The organism is Limnohabitans sp. WS1 (genome assembly GCF_003063265.1).
Classification (GTDB): domain Bacteria; phylum Pseudomonadota; class Gammaproteobacteria; order Burkholderiales; family Burkholderiaceae_C; genus Limnohabitans_A.
Genome location: NZ_NERU01000014.1, coordinates 1 through 18,668 on the forward strand (window position 1 = coordinate 1; position 18,668 = coordinate 18,668).

At 59.7% G+C, this 18,668-nt stretch carries 15 protein-coding genes and 2 pseudogenes; 12 read left to right on the top strand and 5 right to left on the bottom strand.

Features of this window, described 5'->3' with window-relative positions; all coding sequences use genetic code 11:
- Positions 1-495: 495 nt before the first annotated feature.
- On the bottom strand, positions 496-2,055 hold the full coding sequence (locus B9Z48_RS15440) for a fatty acyl-CoA synthetase (protein ID WP_199233534.1): 1,560 nt from the start codon (positions 2,053-2,055) through the stop codon (positions 496-498).
- Positions 2,056-2,163: 108 nt separating this feature from the next.
- Here B9Z48_RS15440 and B9Z48_RS15445 point away from each other — a divergent pair, with 108 nt between their 5' ends.
- Entirely contained in the window at positions 2,164-2,793 is a 630-nt protein-coding gene (locus B9Z48_RS15445; protein WP_233261153.1) for a DUF2889 domain-containing protein, read from the top strand.
- A gap of 75 nt (positions 2,794-2,868) precedes the next feature.
- Here B9Z48_RS15445 and B9Z48_RS15450 read toward each other — a convergent pair whose 3' ends face one another.
- Complete coding sequence (locus B9Z48_RS15450; RefSeq protein WP_199233535.1) at positions 2,869-3,273, bottom strand: DUF3368 domain-containing protein; 405 nt, start codon at positions 3,271-3,273, stop codon at positions 2,869-2,871.
- Positions 3,274-3,355: 82 nt separating this feature from the next.
- Entirely contained in the window at positions 3,356-3,604 is a 249-nt protein-coding gene (locus B9Z48_RS15455; RefSeq protein ID WP_108379583.1) for a UPF0175 family protein, read from the bottom strand.
- A 142-nt stretch (positions 3,605-3,746) separates the two neighbouring features.
- Between B9Z48_RS15455 and B9Z48_RS15460 the strand changes: the two genes are divergently transcribed.
- The 4 genes and pseudogenes from B9Z48_RS15460 to miaB all read left to right on the top strand — a co-directional run bounded on the left by B9Z48_RS15460 (position 3,747) and on the right by miaB (position 8,140).
- A complete protein-coding gene (locus tag B9Z48_RS15460) occupies positions 3,747-4,139 on the top strand; it encodes a helix-turn-helix domain-containing protein (protein ID WP_108379585.1) in 393 nt (130 codons plus the stop codon).
- 11 nt (positions 4,140-4,150) lie between these two features.
- Positions 4,151-5,383, top strand: a pseudogene (locus tag B9Z48_RS21910) (VIT and VWA domain-containing protein); the annotation flags it as partial.
- Positions 5,384-5,959: 576 nt separating this feature from the next.
- Positions 5,960-6,082 (top strand): annotated as a pseudogene (locus B9Z48_RS21915) (cell division protein FtsZ); the annotation flags it as partial.
- A gap of 720 nt (positions 6,083-6,802) precedes the next feature.
- A complete protein-coding gene (gene miaB / locus B9Z48_RS15470) occupies positions 6,803-8,140 on the top strand; it encodes a tRNA (N6-isopentenyl adenosine(37)-C2)-methylthiotransferase MiaB (protein ID WP_108379589.1) in 1,338 nt (445 codons plus the stop codon).
- A 118-nt stretch (positions 8,141-8,258) separates the two neighbouring features.
- On the opposite strand, the gene B9Z48_RS15475 is transcribed toward miaB, so the two are convergent.
- A complete protein-coding gene (locus tag B9Z48_RS15475; RefSeq protein WP_108379591.1) occupies positions 8,259-8,654 on the bottom strand; it encodes a gamma-glutamylcyclotransferase in 396 nt (131 codons plus the stop codon).
- Between the two features lie 178 nt (positions 8,655-8,832).
- Here B9Z48_RS15475 and B9Z48_RS15480 point away from each other — a divergent pair, with 178 nt between their 5' ends.
- Genes B9Z48_RS15480 through B9Z48_RS15490 form a run of 3 tightly spaced genes read left to right on the top strand, consistent with a single transcriptional unit; the run spans position 8,833 to position 12,046 of the window.
- Complete coding sequence (locus B9Z48_RS15480; protein WP_108379593.1) at positions 8,833-10,224, top strand: aromatic ring-hydroxylating dioxygenase subunit alpha; 1,392 nt, start codon at positions 8,833-8,835, stop codon at positions 10,222-10,224.
- The gene (locus tag B9Z48_RS15485) at positions 10,221-11,702 is read left to right on the top strand and encodes a glutamine synthetase family protein (protein WP_108379595.1); all 1,482 of its coding nucleotides are present in this window, start codon (positions 10,221-10,223) and stop codon (positions 11,700-11,702) included. Before B9Z48_RS15480 ends, B9Z48_RS15485 begins: the two co-directional genes overlap by 4 nt.
- Before the next feature lie 14 nt (positions 11,703-11,716).
- Complete coding sequence (locus tag B9Z48_RS15490; RefSeq protein WP_089959624.1) at positions 11,717-12,046, top strand: 2Fe-2S iron-sulfur cluster-binding protein; 330 nt, start codon at positions 11,717-11,719, stop codon at positions 12,044-12,046.
- Positions 12,047-12,155: 109 nt separating this feature from the next.
- Here the strand turns inward: B9Z48_RS15490 and ffh are convergent, their stop codons facing one another.
- A complete protein-coding gene (gene ffh, locus B9Z48_RS15495) occupies positions 12,156-13,541 on the bottom strand; it encodes a signal recognition particle protein (protein WP_089959628.1) in 1,386 nt (461 codons plus the stop codon).
- Between the two features lie 77 nt (positions 13,542-13,618).
- Here ffh and B9Z48_RS15500 point away from each other — a divergent pair, with 77 nt between their 5' ends.
- From B9Z48_RS15500 to B9Z48_RS15515, 4 genes are all read left to right on the top strand, one after another.
- Complete coding sequence (locus tag B9Z48_RS15500) at positions 13,619-14,422, top strand: inner membrane protein YpjD (protein WP_108379597.1); 804 nt, start codon at positions 13,619-13,621, stop codon at positions 14,420-14,422.
- Entirely contained in the window at positions 14,419-14,652 is a 234-nt protein-coding gene (locus B9Z48_RS22025) for a PP0621 family protein (RefSeq protein WP_108379599.1), read from the top strand. The genes B9Z48_RS15500 and B9Z48_RS22025 overlap by 4 nt, the downstream gene beginning before the upstream one ends.
- Positions 14,653-14,708: 56 nt before the next feature.
- Positions 14,709-15,293, top strand: a complete 585-nt coding sequence (ampD, locus tag B9Z48_RS15510) for a 1,6-anhydro-N-acetylmuramyl-L-alanine amidase AmpD (RefSeq protein WP_199233536.1) — start codon at positions 14,709-14,711, stop codon at positions 15,291-15,293.
- A gap of 368 nt (positions 15,294-15,661) precedes the next feature.
- Positions 15,662-18,574, top strand: coding sequence for a ribonucleoside-diphosphate reductase subunit alpha (locus tag B9Z48_RS15515; protein WP_089960065.1), 2,913 nt, complete (start codon positions 15,662-15,664; stop codon positions 18,572-18,574).
- Positions 18,575-18,668: the final 94 nt, after the last annotated feature.

Here is an 18,668-nt window from a genome sequence, read left to right on the forward strand (position 1 = left end):
CCGTCGCCCAATCAGCCTCGTAGTCCCTGAACCACAGTCACTGACCGAGAAGACAAAAGAAACAGAGAAAGCTGAAAAACAACCGGTACCTATTGACAGGTCAATCCATACCAGGAGCGACGCCCCCGTCGCGGTCAAGCCTCGCAGACCACCCACCATCGCCCCGAGGGCGGGGCTCCTACAAAATGCAGGGCAATGCCCTTGTAGGAGCGACGCCCTCGTCGCGATCAAGCCTCGCAGACCACGCACCATCGCCCCGAGGGCGGGGCTCCTACAAAACACAGGCAGCTTCTTGTAGGAGCGACGCCCTCGTCGCGATCAAGCCTCGCCGACCACCCACCATCGCCCCGAGGGCGGGGCTCCTACAAAATGCAATCGCCCCGAGGGCGGGGCTCCCACAAAAAGAACATCGCCCAGTGGACGGAATGCGCACACTGATTGCTATGCCAAGTCAAGCCTTTCATTTGAAACTTCACAGGGCCGGCTCAATGAGCTTCAGGCATAGCGCACCCGCAAATCGCGCTTGAGCAGTTTGCCGCTGGGGTTCTTGGGCAGCGTGTCGGTGAAGACCACCCGTTTGGGGCACTTGAAACCGGCCATGTGCTGGGCGCAGTGCGCGATCACCACCGCCTCGTCCAAGGTCTGACCGGCCTTGACCACCACCACCGCTGTCACCGCCTCGACCCACTTGGGGTCGGGCAAACCGATCACCGCCACTTCACTCACCTGCGGCAGGCGGTAAATCATTTCTTCCACCTCGCGGCTGGCCACGTTTTCACCACCGGACTTGATCATGTCCTTCTTGCGGTCCACCACGGTGATGTAGCCCTCCTCGTCGATGATGCCCAGATCCCCGCTGTGGAACCAGTCGCCCTCAAACGAAGCCTGGGTGCGCTCATCGTCGTGAAAGTAGCCCAGCATCAAATGCGGCGAGCGGTGCACGATCTCGCCCACCTCGCCCACGGCCACATCCTGCATGGCCTCGTTGACCACGCGGGTCTCGACGTTGCGCACGGCCTTGCCACAAGAACCCGGTTTGCGCAGCTGGTCTTCGGGGGCCAGCATGGTGGCCAAGGGCGCGATTTCGGTCTGGCCGTACAGGTTCCATAGCCGCACTTGGGGCAGGCGCGAAGCCAGTTCTTTGAGCACCTCCACCGGCATGATGGAAGCGCCGTAGTAGCCCTTGGCCAGTTGGGCGAGTTTGCCCGCATCCATCAGCGGTGAGCGCAGCAGCGCGATCCACACCGTGGGCGGCGCAAAGAAGCTGGTGATGCCGAACTTTTCGAGCATGGGCAGCAGGTTGTCGGGCGTGGGCTTGGACGTGATCACGTTGGTGCTGCCCATGTAAATGGCCGGGCCAAAGAACACATCGAGCTGGGCGCAGTGGTACAGCGGCAGCGCGTGCAGGGCCACGTCAGCCTCTGCAATTTCGGCGTCGATCACGCAGCTGACGTATTGCCACATCACCGCGTCGTGCGTGAGCTGTGCCCCTTTGGGCGAAGACTCTGTGCCACTGGTGTAGACGATCTGCGCCACGTCGTAGCTGCCCAACCGCAAATCGGGCAATGCATCGGTGCAAGCGGCCAGCACATCAAAGCTGTGCATGCCCGCCACGCTCTGGCTCGGGTCTTCGGAGGGCAGCCAGATGAACTGCTCGACTTTTGTGTCCAGCTTGCTGGCGGCCTGCGCCAGCTCGGCCAGGCCGCTGTCGGTGGCCAGGGTTTTGGCACCCGCGTGGCGCAAGATGTAAGCCACCTCTTCGGCCTTGAGCATGAAGTTGATCGGCACCATGACCGCGCCCCGACGGGCCAGCGCAAAACGCAGCGCTGCAAACCCGTGTGAGTTGCGGGCCAGCACCGCCACCTTGTCGCCCTCGGCCACGCCGATGCTGGTCAGGCCTGCGGCCAGACGGCTCACCAGGGCGTCGAACTCGGCATAGGTCCAGGTGGTGGCACCACACACGATGCCGGTCTTGGTGGGCAAGCGGATCGCGGTGCGGCGCAAGGCATCGGCAATGGTCTGGCGGCGAACGGCGGGGTGGATGGACTGCGACATGCTCAGGACTCCTCTGTAGATATGATTGAAGCATTCAACATCACCCATCAGAGAATTCCATTGGCACTACCCCCAGCATCCCCCCGAAAACTGTCACATACGCGAACCGTGGTGTACCAAGGTTTTGACCGCGAAGACGGTCTGTGGGACATCGAAGCCCAACTGACCGACGTCAAGACCTTCAACTTTCAGGTGCCCAATGAACGGCTTTTCCCTGGCGATGCGCCAATCCACAACCTGAAAATCCGCGTCACATTGGACAACCAGATGGTCATCCAGGACATCGCCACCTCCATGGACGACATCCCCCACGCCGAATGCACCGGTGCGCCACACAACATGCACAAACTCATCGGCTGCACCATGGGTCCGGGCTGGCGCAAGGTCATCAACCAACATGTGGGCGGCACCGACGGCTGCACCCACCTGCGCGAGATGTTGTTCAACATGGCCACAGCCGCTTACCAAACCTTGCCTTCAGGCCAATGGCAGCGCCGCGAACTGGCAGGCCAGCCCCACCCCGAAATGACCCAAGCGCCCTATTTCCTGGGCCAATGCCACAGCTGGGCCTTCGACAGCCCAACGGTGCAGAGGGCGTATCCGATGTTTTTTAAGCCAAAGGCAACTTCCCCGCAAGCCTCGAATTTAGACAAGGTCGTGGATGCCGATGTTGTCCTGGAACATATTGATGTCAAATTGGCAAGTGCGCACAAAGTCATGGCGCAACGAAAATCCTGAAACCTATGGCTCAAGTGATCGCTAGAGGTGAAATAAAGCCCTAAGCTCGTTTCTAACTGACCCAACTGTGGCCGATCACTGAACTTGACTGAGCACTGCTTCAATGAGCGCCGGGCTGAGCCAAATGCCATGGCGTCGCATGTTCTCAATGGCGAGCGGCAAATCCACTGTGAAACCCAACTGCCGGGCTTTGAGCATGATGCCCAATGAACCCGTGAGGTTCAGGCCGCAAAGTCGAGCAGTACGTCGACCAACCACCTCATCTATGCACACTAGCGGCAAAGACAAATTCAACGCCGTCTGAATGACCGAGGCTTCTCCTGAGTCCAAGGAGTTTTTGAGGAACGGCAGTAGCGTGACCGGCCGATCCTGAATATCCAGCCAATCCGCAGCCTGAAACGCGTCAACTCCGAAAGAAGTCTGACCACCCGCACGGACCTCTTGGGCCACTTCAAACGGCACCAACACCCTGACATACATCTATTTCAAGATGTCCAGACTGCCCAGGGCGGCGGTCAATGCAATCAAGGGTGTCGTGTTGGACACCAAAACAGCCGACCGCTCAGGCATTGAGGACATCGTCGGCCAACTCGTCTTTGGGCAAATCGATCAATGACACCCCAAATCGCGGCAACTCGGCCATGAAAGCCAGGCGATCCAGACCTGCCAAGGATGCCGCCATGCCGGACGACAAGCGCTTCATTTCAAAAAATTTGACGGCCATGGCCAGTTTGGCTTCCCGCTGAAAGTCCTCTTTGCCGCAATGCATCACATCCAGGTAGCTATTGGGAACGTCCAACAAAATCTGCATAGGAACCTCCGAGTGCTCAAAAGTATGGCACAGGTCTTCAGGATGAAGCACACCCTCGCTCACAACACGAATTGAAGCGATCTAAATCAACGCGCACAATTAAAGACAGTCATTGCGACAGCAGTTATGTCACAATAATCCCATGACCACCACCTACTCCATTGACCAGCTCTGTGCGCTGACCGACTTGCCCAAGCGCACGGTCCGCTACTACATGCAGCTGGGCCTGGTGGACCGCCCTGTGGGCGAGACCCGGGCGGCGCATTACACGCCTGTGCATTTGGGCCAGCTCATGCAAATCCGCAAGTTGGCCGATGCCGGGGTGTCGCTGGAGCGCATCCGCAACGTCTTGGCGGGTGGCGAATCGCCCGTGCCCGAGGGCGAGCGCCAACCCGGGGCCATCCGCGTGCGCAGCCATGTGTTCATCGCGCCGGGCATAGAGCTACAAATCGACCCGCAAGAAGCGGGCTTGTCGCCCGAACAACTCCGCGCCTTTGTGCGCAGCGTCATGACCGAATGGGAGAAAACAAAATGAACCACACTGTGATGGGCCTCAAAAGCCGAGACAACGATGAAGCCGTGGCCCTGCAATCGGTGCATGCCCAAGGCCAGTTGCATGGCCTGGTACTGCGCATGAAGCTGAGCCAGGTTTATCGCAACACCACCCGCGACAACCTCGAATGCGTCTACACCTTCCCGCTGGCCTGGGGCAGCGTGCTGCTGGGCATGGCGGTCGAACTCAACGGCAAGCGCATGACCGGCACCGTGGTCGAAAAGAAAGAAGCCGAAGCCACTTACGAAAAAGCCATCCAGTCCGGCGATCTGCCCGTCATGCTGGAGCGCTCGGGCAAAGACCTCTACACCGCCAACCTGGGCAACATCTTGCCCGGCGACAACGTGGTGATCGAGCTGGAATATGCCCAACTGCTGCGCCTCGAAGGCGGCATGCTGCGTCTGGCCCTGCCCACAACAATAGCCCCGCGCTATGGTGACGAGCACCACCCAGGTGGCCTGGCCCCGCACCAAACTGCCGTGGCCAGCCCCCTGGCCGAATACCGCCTGCATGTGTCGCTGGACATTGCCAACCCCTTGGCCCAGGCCACCATCACGAGCCCATCACACGGTGTGCAACGGGTCCAACACCACAACGGTGTGATGGTCAAACTGCAAGACAAAGCCTGGCTGGACCGAGACTTTGTGCTGACCCTGCACGGCCTGAAAGACATGGCTTTTGCCATGGCCAGCGCCGATGCCACCCAACCGGGCCAATACACCCTGCTGAGCAGCGCCACCGCCCACTGGGACGCGGCCCGCACGCCACCCGCCCCGCTGCGCATGAAAGTGCTGGTGGACGGCTCAGGCTCCATGCAAGGCGACAGCAACGCACAAGCCCGCGACGCGCTGGACTGGCTGTTTCACCAACTCGCAAGCCAAGACGAAGTGTCGATGACGCGGTTTGGAGACAAACCCTTGCATGTGCTGCCGCGCCTGCAAAAGTGCACCGAAGCCTACCAACGCCGACTGCGCTCAGAAGCTCGCAACCTCCAGGCCGACCTGGGCGGCACCGAAATGGACAGCGCATTGCAGGCCGTGATCCGCATCACCACCGAAGACGAGCGCCAGGTGGAAGCCGCCAGCATCTTGCTCATCACCGATGGCGAAGTCTGGAACATCGAACACATCGTGGCCACCGTGCGCCAATCGGGCCACCGCCTGTTTGCGCTGGGCGTGGGCAGTGGCCCGGCCGAAAGCCTGCTGCGCGAGCTGGCCGAAGTCAGTGGCGGTGCCTGCGAAATGGTCAGCCCCCAGCAAAGCATGCAACAAGCCGTGGCCCGTTTGCTCGAACGCATGCGCCACGCCTGCGCCATTGCGTGCCGCTTGGAAAGTGATGAAGAGCTGCTCTACCAATCGCCCAGCCCACGCGAAATCAGCCAAGGCGACACCGTGCACCAATGGGCACAAAGCAGCCACAAGCCGCTGGCTGCCCCCCGCCAGCGCTGGACACAGTCTGGCCAAACCCTCATTCACCAAGCTGAACAACTGCTGTGGGACACCGACGGTGTGCTGCCGCGCCTGTGCGCCGCACAACGCCTGCACGACACCACCGACACCCAGCGCCAGCGAGCGCTGGCCGTGCAATACCAACTCGTCACGCCACACACCCACTTCATCTTGGTGCACACACGCACAGAAGGTGAAAAAGCGCAGGACCTGCCCCTGCTGCAACAAGTGGCGCAGATGCAGGCGGCGGGTGTGGGGGGGCATGGCACGGTGATGCTCCATGACAGCATGCCAACCCGCAGACCGCCTGCCAGCTTGATGATGTTACGCACAGGTTCGGCCCCAATCAGCACGGGTATGAACACGCCGGCGCTCTGGCGCTCCAGCCGCACCAGCGCGGCCGCCAAGATCGATGGCATGGCCCATGCGGGCATGGACGACATTGAGATTCCGGCCTTCTTGCGCAAAGCCGCAGACGGTGCGGACGCACCTGCCTTGCCTTCACCCAAGCCCATCAGCAAAGCCTACAGCCCGCCGCCAGACACCCCAGTGTCAGCGCCAGTGCCCACGCCTGTGCGCACCCCACCACCCGCGCCCACCCAGCAGGCCCTGCCACCGGACTATTGGCAACAACAACGCCAGCGCACCTACAGTAACACCTTTACCCAACTGAGCTTGGTGCTGCAAAGCCTGGACGCCCCCAACAACCCACTGGTGGACCTGCTGCAACAGTTCAACACCCAGGCCTACGGCAAACGCAGCTTCCGCGCCGCCCTCTCGGTCAGTCTGGGCACCGCACGCACCGCCTTCATGGCCGACTTTGTGCTGCACCACGCCAAAGCACTGGGCAGCCCCGCCCTGGTCTGGGCCGTGTTGCTGCTGTGGCTGGCCGACGAAAAAAGCTTGCCCCTGGACCGCCACGCGCGGCGCTTGCTGGAGGTGGAATTGGCCAACGTGGACAGCAGCGCCAAGACCCGCTTAATCACGAGCTTGGAGGGGGCGCTGAGCTCAAGGGGGGAGGACAAGGCGGCGTAGCAGCGATAATCCCCCCTCCCCAGCGCCCCAAGCGCTTCCCCTCAACAGCCTCTGGATCTACACCATGAACCGCTGCACTTTGGCCCTCTCTGGGCGTGCTTTACTTTGGCGTGCTTTGCTTTGCCTTAACTTCATCCCCTCCCTTCAATCCGTGGAGGCCGCATGAGCAAGAAGGTCTTCATCAAAACCTTTGGCTGCCAGATGAACGAGTACGACTCGGACAAGATGGCCGATGTGCTGGGCGCGGCCCAGGGCTATGAGCCCACGCAGGACGTGGACGAGGCCGATCTGATTTTGTTCAACACCTGCTCGGTGCGCGAGAAGGCGCAAGAGAAAGTGTTCAGCGACTTGGGCCGAGTGCAGCACCTCAAAGCCAAGGGCGTGCTGATTGGCGTGGGCGGCTGCGTGGCCAGCCAGGAAGGTGCCGAGATCATCAAGCGTGCGCCTTATGTGGACGTGGTGTTTGGCCCGCAGACCTTGCATCGCCTGCCCGAGCTGCTGGCCGAGCGCGAGCGCAAGCAGCGCCCGCAAGTCGACATCAGCTTCCCCGAGATTGAAAAGTTTGACCACCTGCCGCCCGCCAAGGTGGAGGGTGCGACAGCCTTTGTGTCGATCATGGAAGGTTGCAGCAAATATTGCAGCTATTGCGTGGTGCCCTACACCCGGGGTGAAGAGGTCTCGCGCCCGTTTGACGATGTGCTCGTCGAAATCGCCGGTCTGGCCGCGCAAGGCGTGAAGGAAATCACCCTGCTGGGCCAGAACGTGAACGCATACCGGGGCAAGATGGGTGGCACCTCAGAGATTGCCGACTTTGCGCTGCTGTTGGAGTACGTGGCCGACATGCCGGGCATCGAGCGCATCCGCTACGTGACGAGTCACCCGAACGAGTTCACACAGCGCTTGATTGACGCATACGAGAAGATTCCCAAACTGGTGAGCCACTTGCACCTGCCGGTGCAGCACGGTTCAGACCGCATCTTGATGGCGATGAAGCGCGGTTACACCGCCATGGAATACAAGAGCACGATCCGCAAGCTGCGGGCGATCCGCCCCGACATGTCGCTCAGCAGCGATTTCATCGTGGGCTTTCCCGGTGAGACCGAGGACGACTTCCAGAAGATGATGAAGCTGATCACCGACGTGGGTTTTGACACGAGTTTCAGTTTCATCTTCAGCCCCCGCCCTGGCACGCCTGCGGCCAACTTGCACGACGACACGCCACACGCCGAAAAACTGCGCCGCCTGCACCACCTGCAAGCCACCATCGAAGAGAACGTGCAGCGCATCGGCGAGAGCCGCGTGGGCACGGTGCAGCGCATTTTGGTGGAGCGCCCTTCACGCAAGGACGCCACCGAGCTGGCCGGGCGCACCGAGTGCAACCGGGTGGTCAACTTCCCCGGCGGCCCCAACATGGACCGCCTGATCGGTCAGATGGCGGATGTGCGCATCACGCAGGGTCTGTCGCATTCGCTGCGGGGTGAGTTGGTGATTCGCGATTGAAACCAGGCGACGTGCCGGGACTGATGAAACAACCTGCGTTTTGTAGGTCGGTGGCTTCAGCCCCGACACAGCGCACATCAAAGGCATGTCGGGCCTAAAGCCGCCGACCTACGTAAGGTCAAGACTCGCGTCCAACTTCGCGAATGTAGCGGCGGTAGTCACCGTGCTCAATGGGTGTGCAGCTGTCCACCGGGCGGTTGTACGCATAGGTCTGCACCCGCTGGCCTTGAAGCGGGCCGCTCGCCACCGTGACCTCCTCGCGCCAGTATTGCGATGCAGCGCGGTCACCAGGCACCATGTCTTCAACCCCATCCAGCCGGTCTAGGTGTGCGGCATCGACTTCGTAAACTTCGCCCGAGACCAAGCCATCGCCCAGAAGGAACCCGGGGTAGCGCCCCACGTCGACCAAGCGGCCGGGGACTTGGGCTGCGCCCACAAAACGAGCGCCTTGCATTTGGGCCTCCAGGCGCAGGCCGGGCATCAGGGTGCCGTAAATAAAAAGTAGCTGTGTCATGGGCCCGATTTTGCGTCAGTGGCAACGCTCTGTCGTGTGCCAACTTGACACAGGTCTTGTTGTCGCCTGTTGGCGGGTGGGTCCTGTGCGGCGGTTTAAACTGATTGCTTGAAGATGCGGGTGCGCTCGTTGGGCGCACACAAAGATCAAACACGGATTTCACCGTCCAAAGACCCCCATGAAAGCAGAACAAAACGAACTCATCACCCGCATCGGCCCGGGCACACCCTGCGGCGCAGTGATGCGCCACTATTGGCAGCCCGTGGCGCTGGTGGACGAGTTCAACCCCGCGCTCGATCCGCGCGTGGCAATTCGTCCTGTGAAGGCGGTGCGCATTTTGGGGCAGGACCTGGTGCTGTTTCGCAACGCGCTGGGCGACTATGGCTTGCTCGACCGCGACTGCCCGCACCGGGGCGCGGACCTGGCCTATGGCCGCAACGAAGGCGATGGCCTGCGCTGCCCTTTTCATGGCTGGAAGTTCGATGTGACAGGCCAGTGCATCGAAACGCCCGCCGAGCCCACCGGCAGCACGCTGTGCAAGCGGGTGCGCCAACGCAGCTACCCGATCATCGAGCGCAGTGGCATTTTGTTTGGCTGGTTCGGCCCCGAAGGGCAGACCCCGCCGCCGCTGCCGGGCATCGACGCTTTCAGCGCCCCGGCCACCCACACTTTTGCCTTCAAAGGGCTTTGGCATTGCAACTGGCTGCAGGCGTTTGAGGTGGGCATTGACCCGGCGCACGCGTCGTACCTGCACCGTTTCTTCAATGACGAATCGCTCGAAGGCAGTTATGGCCGCCAGTTCCGCGGCGCGAGCGCGGGCGATGTGCAAGGCGAGCGCTGGCCCATGACGCGCGTGATGCGCGAGCTGGACCAGCCCGAGATTTCGTTTGAGCCCACCGATGCGGGCCTGCGCCTGACGGCCCTGCGCCCGATCAACGAGGCGCTGACCCATGTGCGGGTGACCAACGCGCTGTTCCCGCACACCTTTGTGATTCCGCTGTCCGAGACCATGACCATCACGCAGATGCATGTGCCGGTGGACGACACGCACACCTATTGGTATTCGGTGTTCACCAGCTTTGCCGGGCCGGTGGACAAAGAAGCCATGCGCAACCAGCGCCTGCCCTCGGTCACCCTGCCCGACTACATCCCCAAAGCGGGCAAGCACAACAACTGGGGCTTCAACCCCGAAGAGCAGGTCTCGCGCACTTACCTCGGCATGGGCGAGGACGACATCAATGTCCACGACCAGTGGGCTTGCGAGAGCATGGGAGCCATCCAGGACCGCACCCGCGAGCACCTGGGCACCAGCGACAAGGTGATCATGGCGAACCGGCGCATCTTGCTCAAAGCCATCGAGACCGTGCAGGCCGGTGGCTTACCGCCCGGCTTTGCGCAAACGGCTGTGGCCAGCCAGCGCATGGGCCCCGACACGGTGGACGGCATCGCCCCCAGCTGTCAGTGGCCGCAATGGTGGCGCGAAGCCTGCGCGGCCAAACGCAGCGGCGCGCCTTGGGACGCCGCCTTGACAGCTGATGTGCCAAGCCCAGCCGACACGAGCGCAGCATGAGTTTCGCCGAACGTTGCGGCCTGAACAGCCCGGAGCGGCAAGCGGATTGCGTGCAATTGCTGCAACAGGTTGAGGCCTCGGGCATCGAGCTGATCCGACTGGGCTGGTGCGACCTGCATGGCGTGGTGCGCGGCAAGACCATCGTCGCTTCACAGCTGCGCCAGGCCTTGGCCAATGGCATTGGCATGGTCAGCACCTTGCTGCTCAAAGACAGCTCGGACCGCACCGCCTTCAAGGTGTTTGAGCCGGGCATTGAAGAGACCCTGCCCGGCTTTGCCGGGGCCAGCAATTTCACGCTCATGCCCGACCCGGCCAGCTGGCATGTGCTGCCCTGGACCGAGAAAACCGGCTGGCTGCAGTGCCAGCCCTTTTTTGCAGATGGGCGCATCGTGCCGCTGGATTCACGCCACGTGTTGCAGCAAGCCGTGTTGCGCTTGGCCGAGCGTGGCTGGCAAATGCGCTGCGGGCTGGAAGTTGAGTTCCACATTTACCGCCTCAAAGACCCGTTGCATGGGGCAGACCTGGACCCGGACCGCGCCGCCTGGCCCGGCCCCGCGCCCGAGGTCAGCCTGATCCATCCGGGCTACAACCTGCTGACCGAAGCCTGGATGGACAGGTCCGAAGAGCCGCTTCGCATCGTGCAGCGCACCGCCCAAGCGCTGGGCCTGCCGCTGATCTCGCTCGAAATTGAACTCGGCCCCAGCCAGGTGGAGGCGGTGTTTGACGTGCGCGATGTGCTGACGGCCGCCGACCACATGGTGCTGTTTCGCAACGCCACGCGCCAGGCCCTGCGCCGCGCTGGGTACCACGCCACCTTCATGTGCCGCCCGCCGTTTGAACACATCATGTCGAGCGGCTGGCACCTGCACCAATCGGTTTGTGAATTGACCACGGGAAGTAACGTGTTCATGCGCGATGCTGCAGCATCGGGTTTGGGTGCACTGGATGCAAAACAGGTGCTGAGCGATGTGGGTGCGTCTTGGCTGGCGGGTCTGCTGGCACATGCACCGGCATTAACGGCCCTGTGCACATCCACCAGCAATGGCTACGGGCGTTTCAGGCCCAATGCCATGGCGCCACAGTCGATTTTGTGGGGCCGTGACAACCGGGGCGCCATGCTGCGGGTCATTGGTGCGCCGGGCGACAGCGCCAGCCGCATTGAAAACCGCTTGGGCGAACCGGCGGCCAACCCTTATCTGTACATGGCCTCGCAAATCCACGCCGGGCTGGCCGGGGTGGACGCACAGCTGCAAGCGCCGCCCGCCACCGAAACGCCCTACTCTGCAGGCGCTGCCACCATCCCGAGCAGTCTGGCCGATGCGGTGCGGGCGCTGCAAAAAGATACGGCGTTGTGCCAGGCGCTGGGCCAGCCCTTTGTGGACTACTACAGCACCATCAAGCAGGCAGAACACCAGCGCATGGCGCAGGCCGAAGACGCCCAGGAATTCCACCGCCGCGAATACTTCGGGCGCATTTAAAAAACCCCTTGAACATGATCACCATCCACCTGCAACCCCACGACCCCACACAAGCGGTGCACACCCTGCAAGCCCAGCCCGGCCAAAGCCTGATGCAGGCTGCGGTCGATGCCAACTTGACGGGCATTCAAGCCGATTGCGGCGGGCTGCTCACCTGCGCGACTTGCCATGTGGTGGTGTCAGGGGACTGGCTGGCGAAGTTGCCAGCCATGACCGGCGACGAAGACGGCATGCTGGCCTTCACCGCCCAAACGCGCGAGCCGGGCAGTCGCCTGTCATGCCAGATCATGCTGACGCAAGAACTGGATGGCCTGCTGGTGTCGCTGCCCGCGAACCAGTATTGAACAGTATTTGTAGGTCGGCGGCTTCAGCCCCGACATGGGCCTGTGCCGGAGCGAACAATCGTCGGAGCTGAAGCTACCGACCTACAGGGCATCTGGTAGGTCGGCAGCTTCAGCGCGGCATGCCGGGAAAGCCCCCGCCACCGCCCATCATGCCTTTCATGGCACCCATGCGTTTCATCATCTTCATCATGCCGCCGCCGGACATCTTTTTCATCATGTCCTGCATCTGCTCAAACTCCTTGAGCATGCGGTTGACGTCCTGCACCTGAACGCCTGCGCCAGCGGCAATGCGCCGCTTGCGGGTGGCTTTGATCAATTCAGGCTTGCTGCGCTCTTTGGGCGTCATGCTGTGGATGATGCCTTGCTTGCGGCCAATGTCTTTTTCGACTTTGTCCATGTCCATAGACCCGGCCTTGGCGGTCAACTGGCTGGGCAGTTTGTCCATCAGGCTCGACAGGCCGCCCATTTGCTTCATCTGCTGGATCTGGGCCAAAAAGTCATTCAGGTCAAAGCTGCCGCCACTCTTGACCTTGGACGCCAGCTTTTGCGCGGCCTCCATGTCCACACCGGCCGTGACCTGCTCGACCAGGGCCACGATGTCGCCCATGCCCAGCACACGGCCTGCGTGGCGTTCGGCGTCGAACACTTCCAGGCCGTCAATTTTTTCACTCGTACCCGCAAACTTGATGGGCACACCCGTGATCTGGCGCACCGACAGGGCCGCACCACCGCGTGAATCGCCGTCCAATTTGGTCAGCACAATGCCCGTGAGCGGCAAGGCGTCGCTGAAGGCGCGAGCGGTGTTGGCCGCGTCCTGACCCTGCATGGCGTCGACCACGAACAGGGTTTCAACAGGCTTGAGTTCAGCATGCAGCGCCTTGATCTCGGCCATCAGGGCTTCGTCAATCGCCAGGCGACCGGCCGTGTCGACCAGCAACACGTCAAAAAAGTGCTTGCGGGCATAGTCAATGGCGGCGCGGGCAATGTCGATTGGCTTTTGGTCGGGCGAGCTGGGGAACCATTCGGCACCGGCTTGGGCAGTGACGGTTTTGAGCTGTTCGATGGCGGCGGGGCGGTACACGTCACCCGAGACCGTGAGCACTTTCTTTTTGCGCTTTTCAATCAGATGCTTGGCCAGCTTGGCGGTGGTGGTGGTTTTACCGGCACCTTGCAAACCTGCCATCAGGATCACGGCGGGCGGCTGCGCGGCCAAGTTGATGTCCGACACCCCCTCGCCCATGGTGGCTGCCAATTCGCGGTTGACCACACCCACCAGGGCTTGGCCGGGCTTCAAAGAGCCCATCACCTCTTGGCCCAGGGCTTTTTCCTTCACGCGGGCGATGAAGTCGCGCACCACCGGCAAGGCCACATCGGCTTCGAGCAGGGCCATGCGCACCTCGCGCAGCATGTCGGCCACATTCGATTCGGTGATGCGGGCCTGTCCGCTGAGGGTCTTGACGAGGCGGGAAAGTTTGTCGGTCAGGGCGGAGGCCATGGGCAAATCCAGAAAAAACCGGTCAAGCGTGTTGGCGAAGCCCCTGTGGCTGCGCCTGAAAGGCTAAACTCGGTGGCATGATTTTAGCGAGTGCTCCTTTCTGGACGCTGCCCTTCTCTGCATTGGCGGCGCTGACCTATGCCTTGCCCGCTTTGGTGCCTCGACACCTCAGTGATGTCCACGCCAGACGACTGTTGCTGCTGGCTTGGGCATTGCACGCGCTGAGTTTGCTGATGATGCTCATGGGTCCGGTGCGTTTTGGTTTCGCCCCTGCACTGTCGGTCACGGCGTGGTTGGTGGTCACGGCTTACATGATCGAGACCCAGTTTTTCCCCAAACTCAAGGCCCGCTGGGCCGTGGGGAGTTTGGGTGCCGTCACGGTGGTTTTGGCTTGGGTCTTTCCCGGTACGCCTTTGACCGCACAAGCTTCGGCCTGGCTGCCCCTGCACTGGGCCTTGGGTTTGTCGGCCTACGGCATGTTTGCAGCTGCTGTGGTCCACGCCTGGATGATGACGCGCACCGAACACGACATCCGTCTGGCCCATGACGCCACCAGCGGCCTTCCTTTGCTCACCCTGGAACGCCTGACCTTTCGCTTTGTGACTGCAGGCTTTGTGCTGCTGACGGCCACCTTGGTGGCGGGAGCGCTGTTTGGCGAAGCCTTGTATGGACAAACCCATACCCAATGGCACTGGGACCACAAGCGGGTTTTTGCCCTCTTGTCCTGGATCACTTTTGCCACTTTGTTGATTGGACGCCAGCAATGGGGCTGGCGAGGTCGCCGCGCCGTGCGGGTGCTCTACATTGGCGCGGCACTGCTGCTCTTGTCCTATGCTGGCTCACGCTTTGTTTTGGAAGTTTTGATCGGGCGCGTTGGATGAAATATCTTTTGTTGATTTTGCTGGTATTGGTGGTCATTTGGGCCCTCAAACGAAACCGCAGGGACACGCCAGCACCTCCACCACAAGACAGCCCAAACCAGCCTTCCAACATGGTTGCATGTACACACTGCGGCATCCATCTTCCCCAAGACGAAGCCGTGAACGGTGAAAAAGGCGTGTACTGCAGCACCGATCACCGAACTGCGGCACAAGACCGCAATCCGTCCTGATCCTTGGCCAGTCTTTCTCGTTCTTATTCAATTCTGTGTTCCAACAAATCCAGCACTTGGAAAAACCCGTCCCTGAACCCATCGGTCTTTGGCAAGACGGTTGGTACCGTCATGCCACACGCTTGGACTCGCCAAATTTTGGATTGCGACCCAACGGGGCCTGTGTTGACTTAGTGGTCATCCACTCGATCAGCCTGCCACCCGGCCAATATGGTGGCAACGAAGTTCAAGCGCTGTTTACCAATCAGCTGGACTGGGAGGCTCACCCCTATTTTTCGCAAATCCGGGGTTTAGAGGTGTCAGCCCACTTTTATATCCGGCGCGACGGCACCCTTTGGCAGTTTGTCAGTATCGATCACCGCGCTTGGCATGCAGGCCAATCTGAGTACCGGGGCAGAAACCAATGCAACGATGACTCCATCGGCATAGAACTGGAAGGCCTGGAGGGTGAAACATTTGAAGAGGCTCAGTACACACAACTGAGCCAACTTTGCCAAGCCTTGCAGCTTCACTGCCCCATTGCCCATGTCGCGGGGCATGAGCACATTGCCCCCGAAAGAAAACAAGACCCCGGTGCTGGTTTTGACTGGAATCGACTGAAATCAATGTTAAATTTCCCACCTAGCGTTTACCCTAGGTAGCTCTCAGTTTTTCAATCGGATCGCCGTCCATCTGCAGATCCGCCATCGCCCCAAAGCATCAGGCATGCAAGACGAAAATCACTTGCATGCCCCATCACCACTGACCTTTTCGTGAAAAAACCCATTTTGACGGGGCTTGAAGCGCCCCATTTCAAGTTCTGAAAAGACCCATCACTCTTACCCAGTGTGGTCTGGCCCACCTGAGTAGAGTGTGGTGTCTTTTGGAGACGGATACACTACCTGTAGTGGCTTGCCATGCCCCGAGACACCAGATATAGTGTCTTTTACAAAATCTCACAATTGATCAAAAGAGGCTTTGCACTCTTTTGATCGGCCTCATCTTTGACTTTTCCCATACAAAAATGAACATGCAAACCGATCTGACCCCTCCTTTGTCGCCCACCAGCCAGACGAACTTGTCCGAAGCCGATCGTGCGGGCCATTCTTCTGCGCAACCCTTGAACCATTACCAAATCATTCGCCGCAACGGTGCCGTTGTGCCGTTCGAACCCAGCAAAATCGCCATCGCGATGATGAAGGCGTTTTTGGCCGTGCATGGCACCCAAGGCGCTGCGTCTGCCAGCGTGAGAGAGGTGGTAGAGCAACTGACCCAAAACGTGGTTCGTGCACTCATGCGTTCACGACCCGGGGGAGGCACTTTTCACATTGAAGATGTGCAAGACCAAGTGGAACTGGGTCTGATGCGCAGCAGCAATCACGAAGTCGCTCGCGCCTATGTGCTCTACCGTGAACGCCGCACCCAAGAACGCAGCCAACAGTCACATGCTGAGCCTGCCGTTCAAGAGCCCGTGTTGCATGTTCTGGACGGTGGCCAACGCGTGGCCCTGGACCTGAATTACCTGAAGTCCTTGATGATCAATGCTTGCGCCGGTTTGGGCCCTGACGTGAGTCCTGAGCCGATCGTGGCGGAAACCATGCGCAACCTGTACGACGGTGTGCCCATGGAAGAGGTGTACAAAGCCTCCATCTTGGCATCGCGAACCCTCATTGAAAAAGACCCAGATTACACCTACGTCACGGCCCGATTGTTGATGCACACCATTGCCAAGGAAATTTTGGGCAAGGAAGTGACCCAAGATCAGATGGCTGGCGAATACATCCAATACTTCCCCAAGTTCATCCAAAAAGGCATCGACAACGAACTGCTTGACCCCAAACTGGCGCAGTTTGACTTGAAAAAACTGGCAGAAGCGCTCAAGCCTGAACGCGATTTGCAGTTTGATTACCTGGGTCTGCAAACCCTGTATGACCGTTATTTCCTTCATGTGCGCAAGCAACGCATTGAAATGCCCCAAGCATTTTTCATGCGTGTGGCCATGGGTCTGTCGGTCAGCGAGGCCAATCGCGAAGCCCGTGCCATCGAGTTTTACGAAGTGCTGTCCTCCTTCGATTTCATGTCTTCGACGCCGACCTTGTTCAACAGCGGCACATTGCGTCCGCAGCTGTCGAGCTGTTACCTGACGACTGTGCCTGACGACCTCGATGGCATCTACGAATCCATCAAAGAAAATGCCTTGTTGTCCAAGTTCGCTGGGGGATTGGGCAACGACTGGACCCGTGTGCGAGCCATGGGGTCGCACATCAAAGGCACCAATGGCGAATCACAAGGCGTGGTGCCGTTCCTCAAAGTGGTCAACGACACCGCAGTTGCCGTCAATCAGGGTGGTAAACGCAAAGGCGCGGTCTGCACTTACCTTGAGACTTGGCACCTGGACATTGAAGAATTCCTGGAATTGCGCAAAAACACCGGCGATGATCGCCGCCGCACGCACGACATGAACACCGCGAACTGGATTCCTGACCTGTTCATGCGTCGCGTCATGGAAAAAGGTGACTGGACACTGTTCTCTCCTTCAGATTGCCCAGATTTGCATGACAAGTACGGGGCTGATTTTGAAAAAACCTACACGGCCTACGAAGCCAAGGCCGAACGGGGTGAAATCAAACCCAGCAAAAAATTGCCGGCCAATGACTTGTGGCGCAAGATGCTGTCCATGCTGTTTGAAACAGGACACCCTTGGATCACCTTCAAGGACCCTTGCAATATCCGCTCGCCACAGCAACACGTTGGCGTGGTGCATTCGTCCAATCTGTGCACAGAGATCACACTCAACACCAGCGACACCGAAACTGCCGTCTGCAACTTGGGTTCGGTCAACCTGTCCCGACACCTCAAAGACACGGCCAACGGCAAAGTGCTTGACCACGACAAGCTCAAAAAGACCATCTCGATTGCCATGCGGATGTTGGACAACGTGATCGACATCAACTACTACGCAGTCAAAAAAGCGCGTGATTCCAATGTGCGTCATCGGCCTGTGGGCTTGGGTCTCATGGCTTTCCAAGACTCGTTGTATGAAATGCGCATCCCTTACGCTTCGCAAGCAGCGGTGGAATTTGCTGACCGCTCCATGGAAGCCATTTGCTACTTCGCCTACTGGGCCTCGACCGATTTGGCCAAAGAGCGTGGCGAATACTCCAGCTACAAAGGCTCTTTGTGGGATCGCGGCATTTTGCCTTTTGACACGATCGACTTGTTGGCACGCGAACGAGGCGGCTATGTTGAGGTCGACCGCTCGTCCGCCCTCGATTGGGATGCTTTGCGTCAAAAAATCAAGACAGACGGCATGCGCAACTCCAACTGTGTCGCCATTGCGCCCACAGCCACCATCTCCAACATCATTGGCGTGGATGCGTCCATCGAGCCGTGCTTTGGCAACCTGTCAGTCAAATCCAATTTGTCAGGCGAATTCACCGTCATCAACAGTTATTTGGTGCGCGATCTGAAGCGCTTGGGCTTGTGGGATGACGTGATGGTCATGGACTTGAAGCACTTTGACGGCTCTTTGCGGCCCATCGATCGTGTGCCTCAAGACATCAAAGCGCTCTACGCCACAGCATTTGAAGTCGAAACGACTTGGCTTGTAGAGGCCGCAGCTCGGCGTCAAAAATGGATTGACCAAGCCCAATCTCTCAACATTTACATGGCTGGTGCTTCGGGCAAAAAACTCGATGACACCTACAAACTTGCATGGCTGAGGGGTCTTAAAACCACTTATTACCTGCGCACATCCAGTGCCACCCAGGTTGAAAAATCCACGGTCAAAGCTGGCTCACACAATGCGGTATCTTCCGGCTCTCCCGCTTCTGGCAGCAGTGCTGTGGCATCCACGGTGGCGGCACCGGCCATGAATGCTGTACCCGCAACAGACGTTAAATTTACAGCCATTGACGATGTTGGCTGTGAGGCTTGTCAGTGATGTCATGACCTCGCATCGCACCGGGCCAGCCTGCAATGTGCGATGCAATTGAACAACACTTCAAGCGTGTGGTTTTGCATCATGTCAATGACTT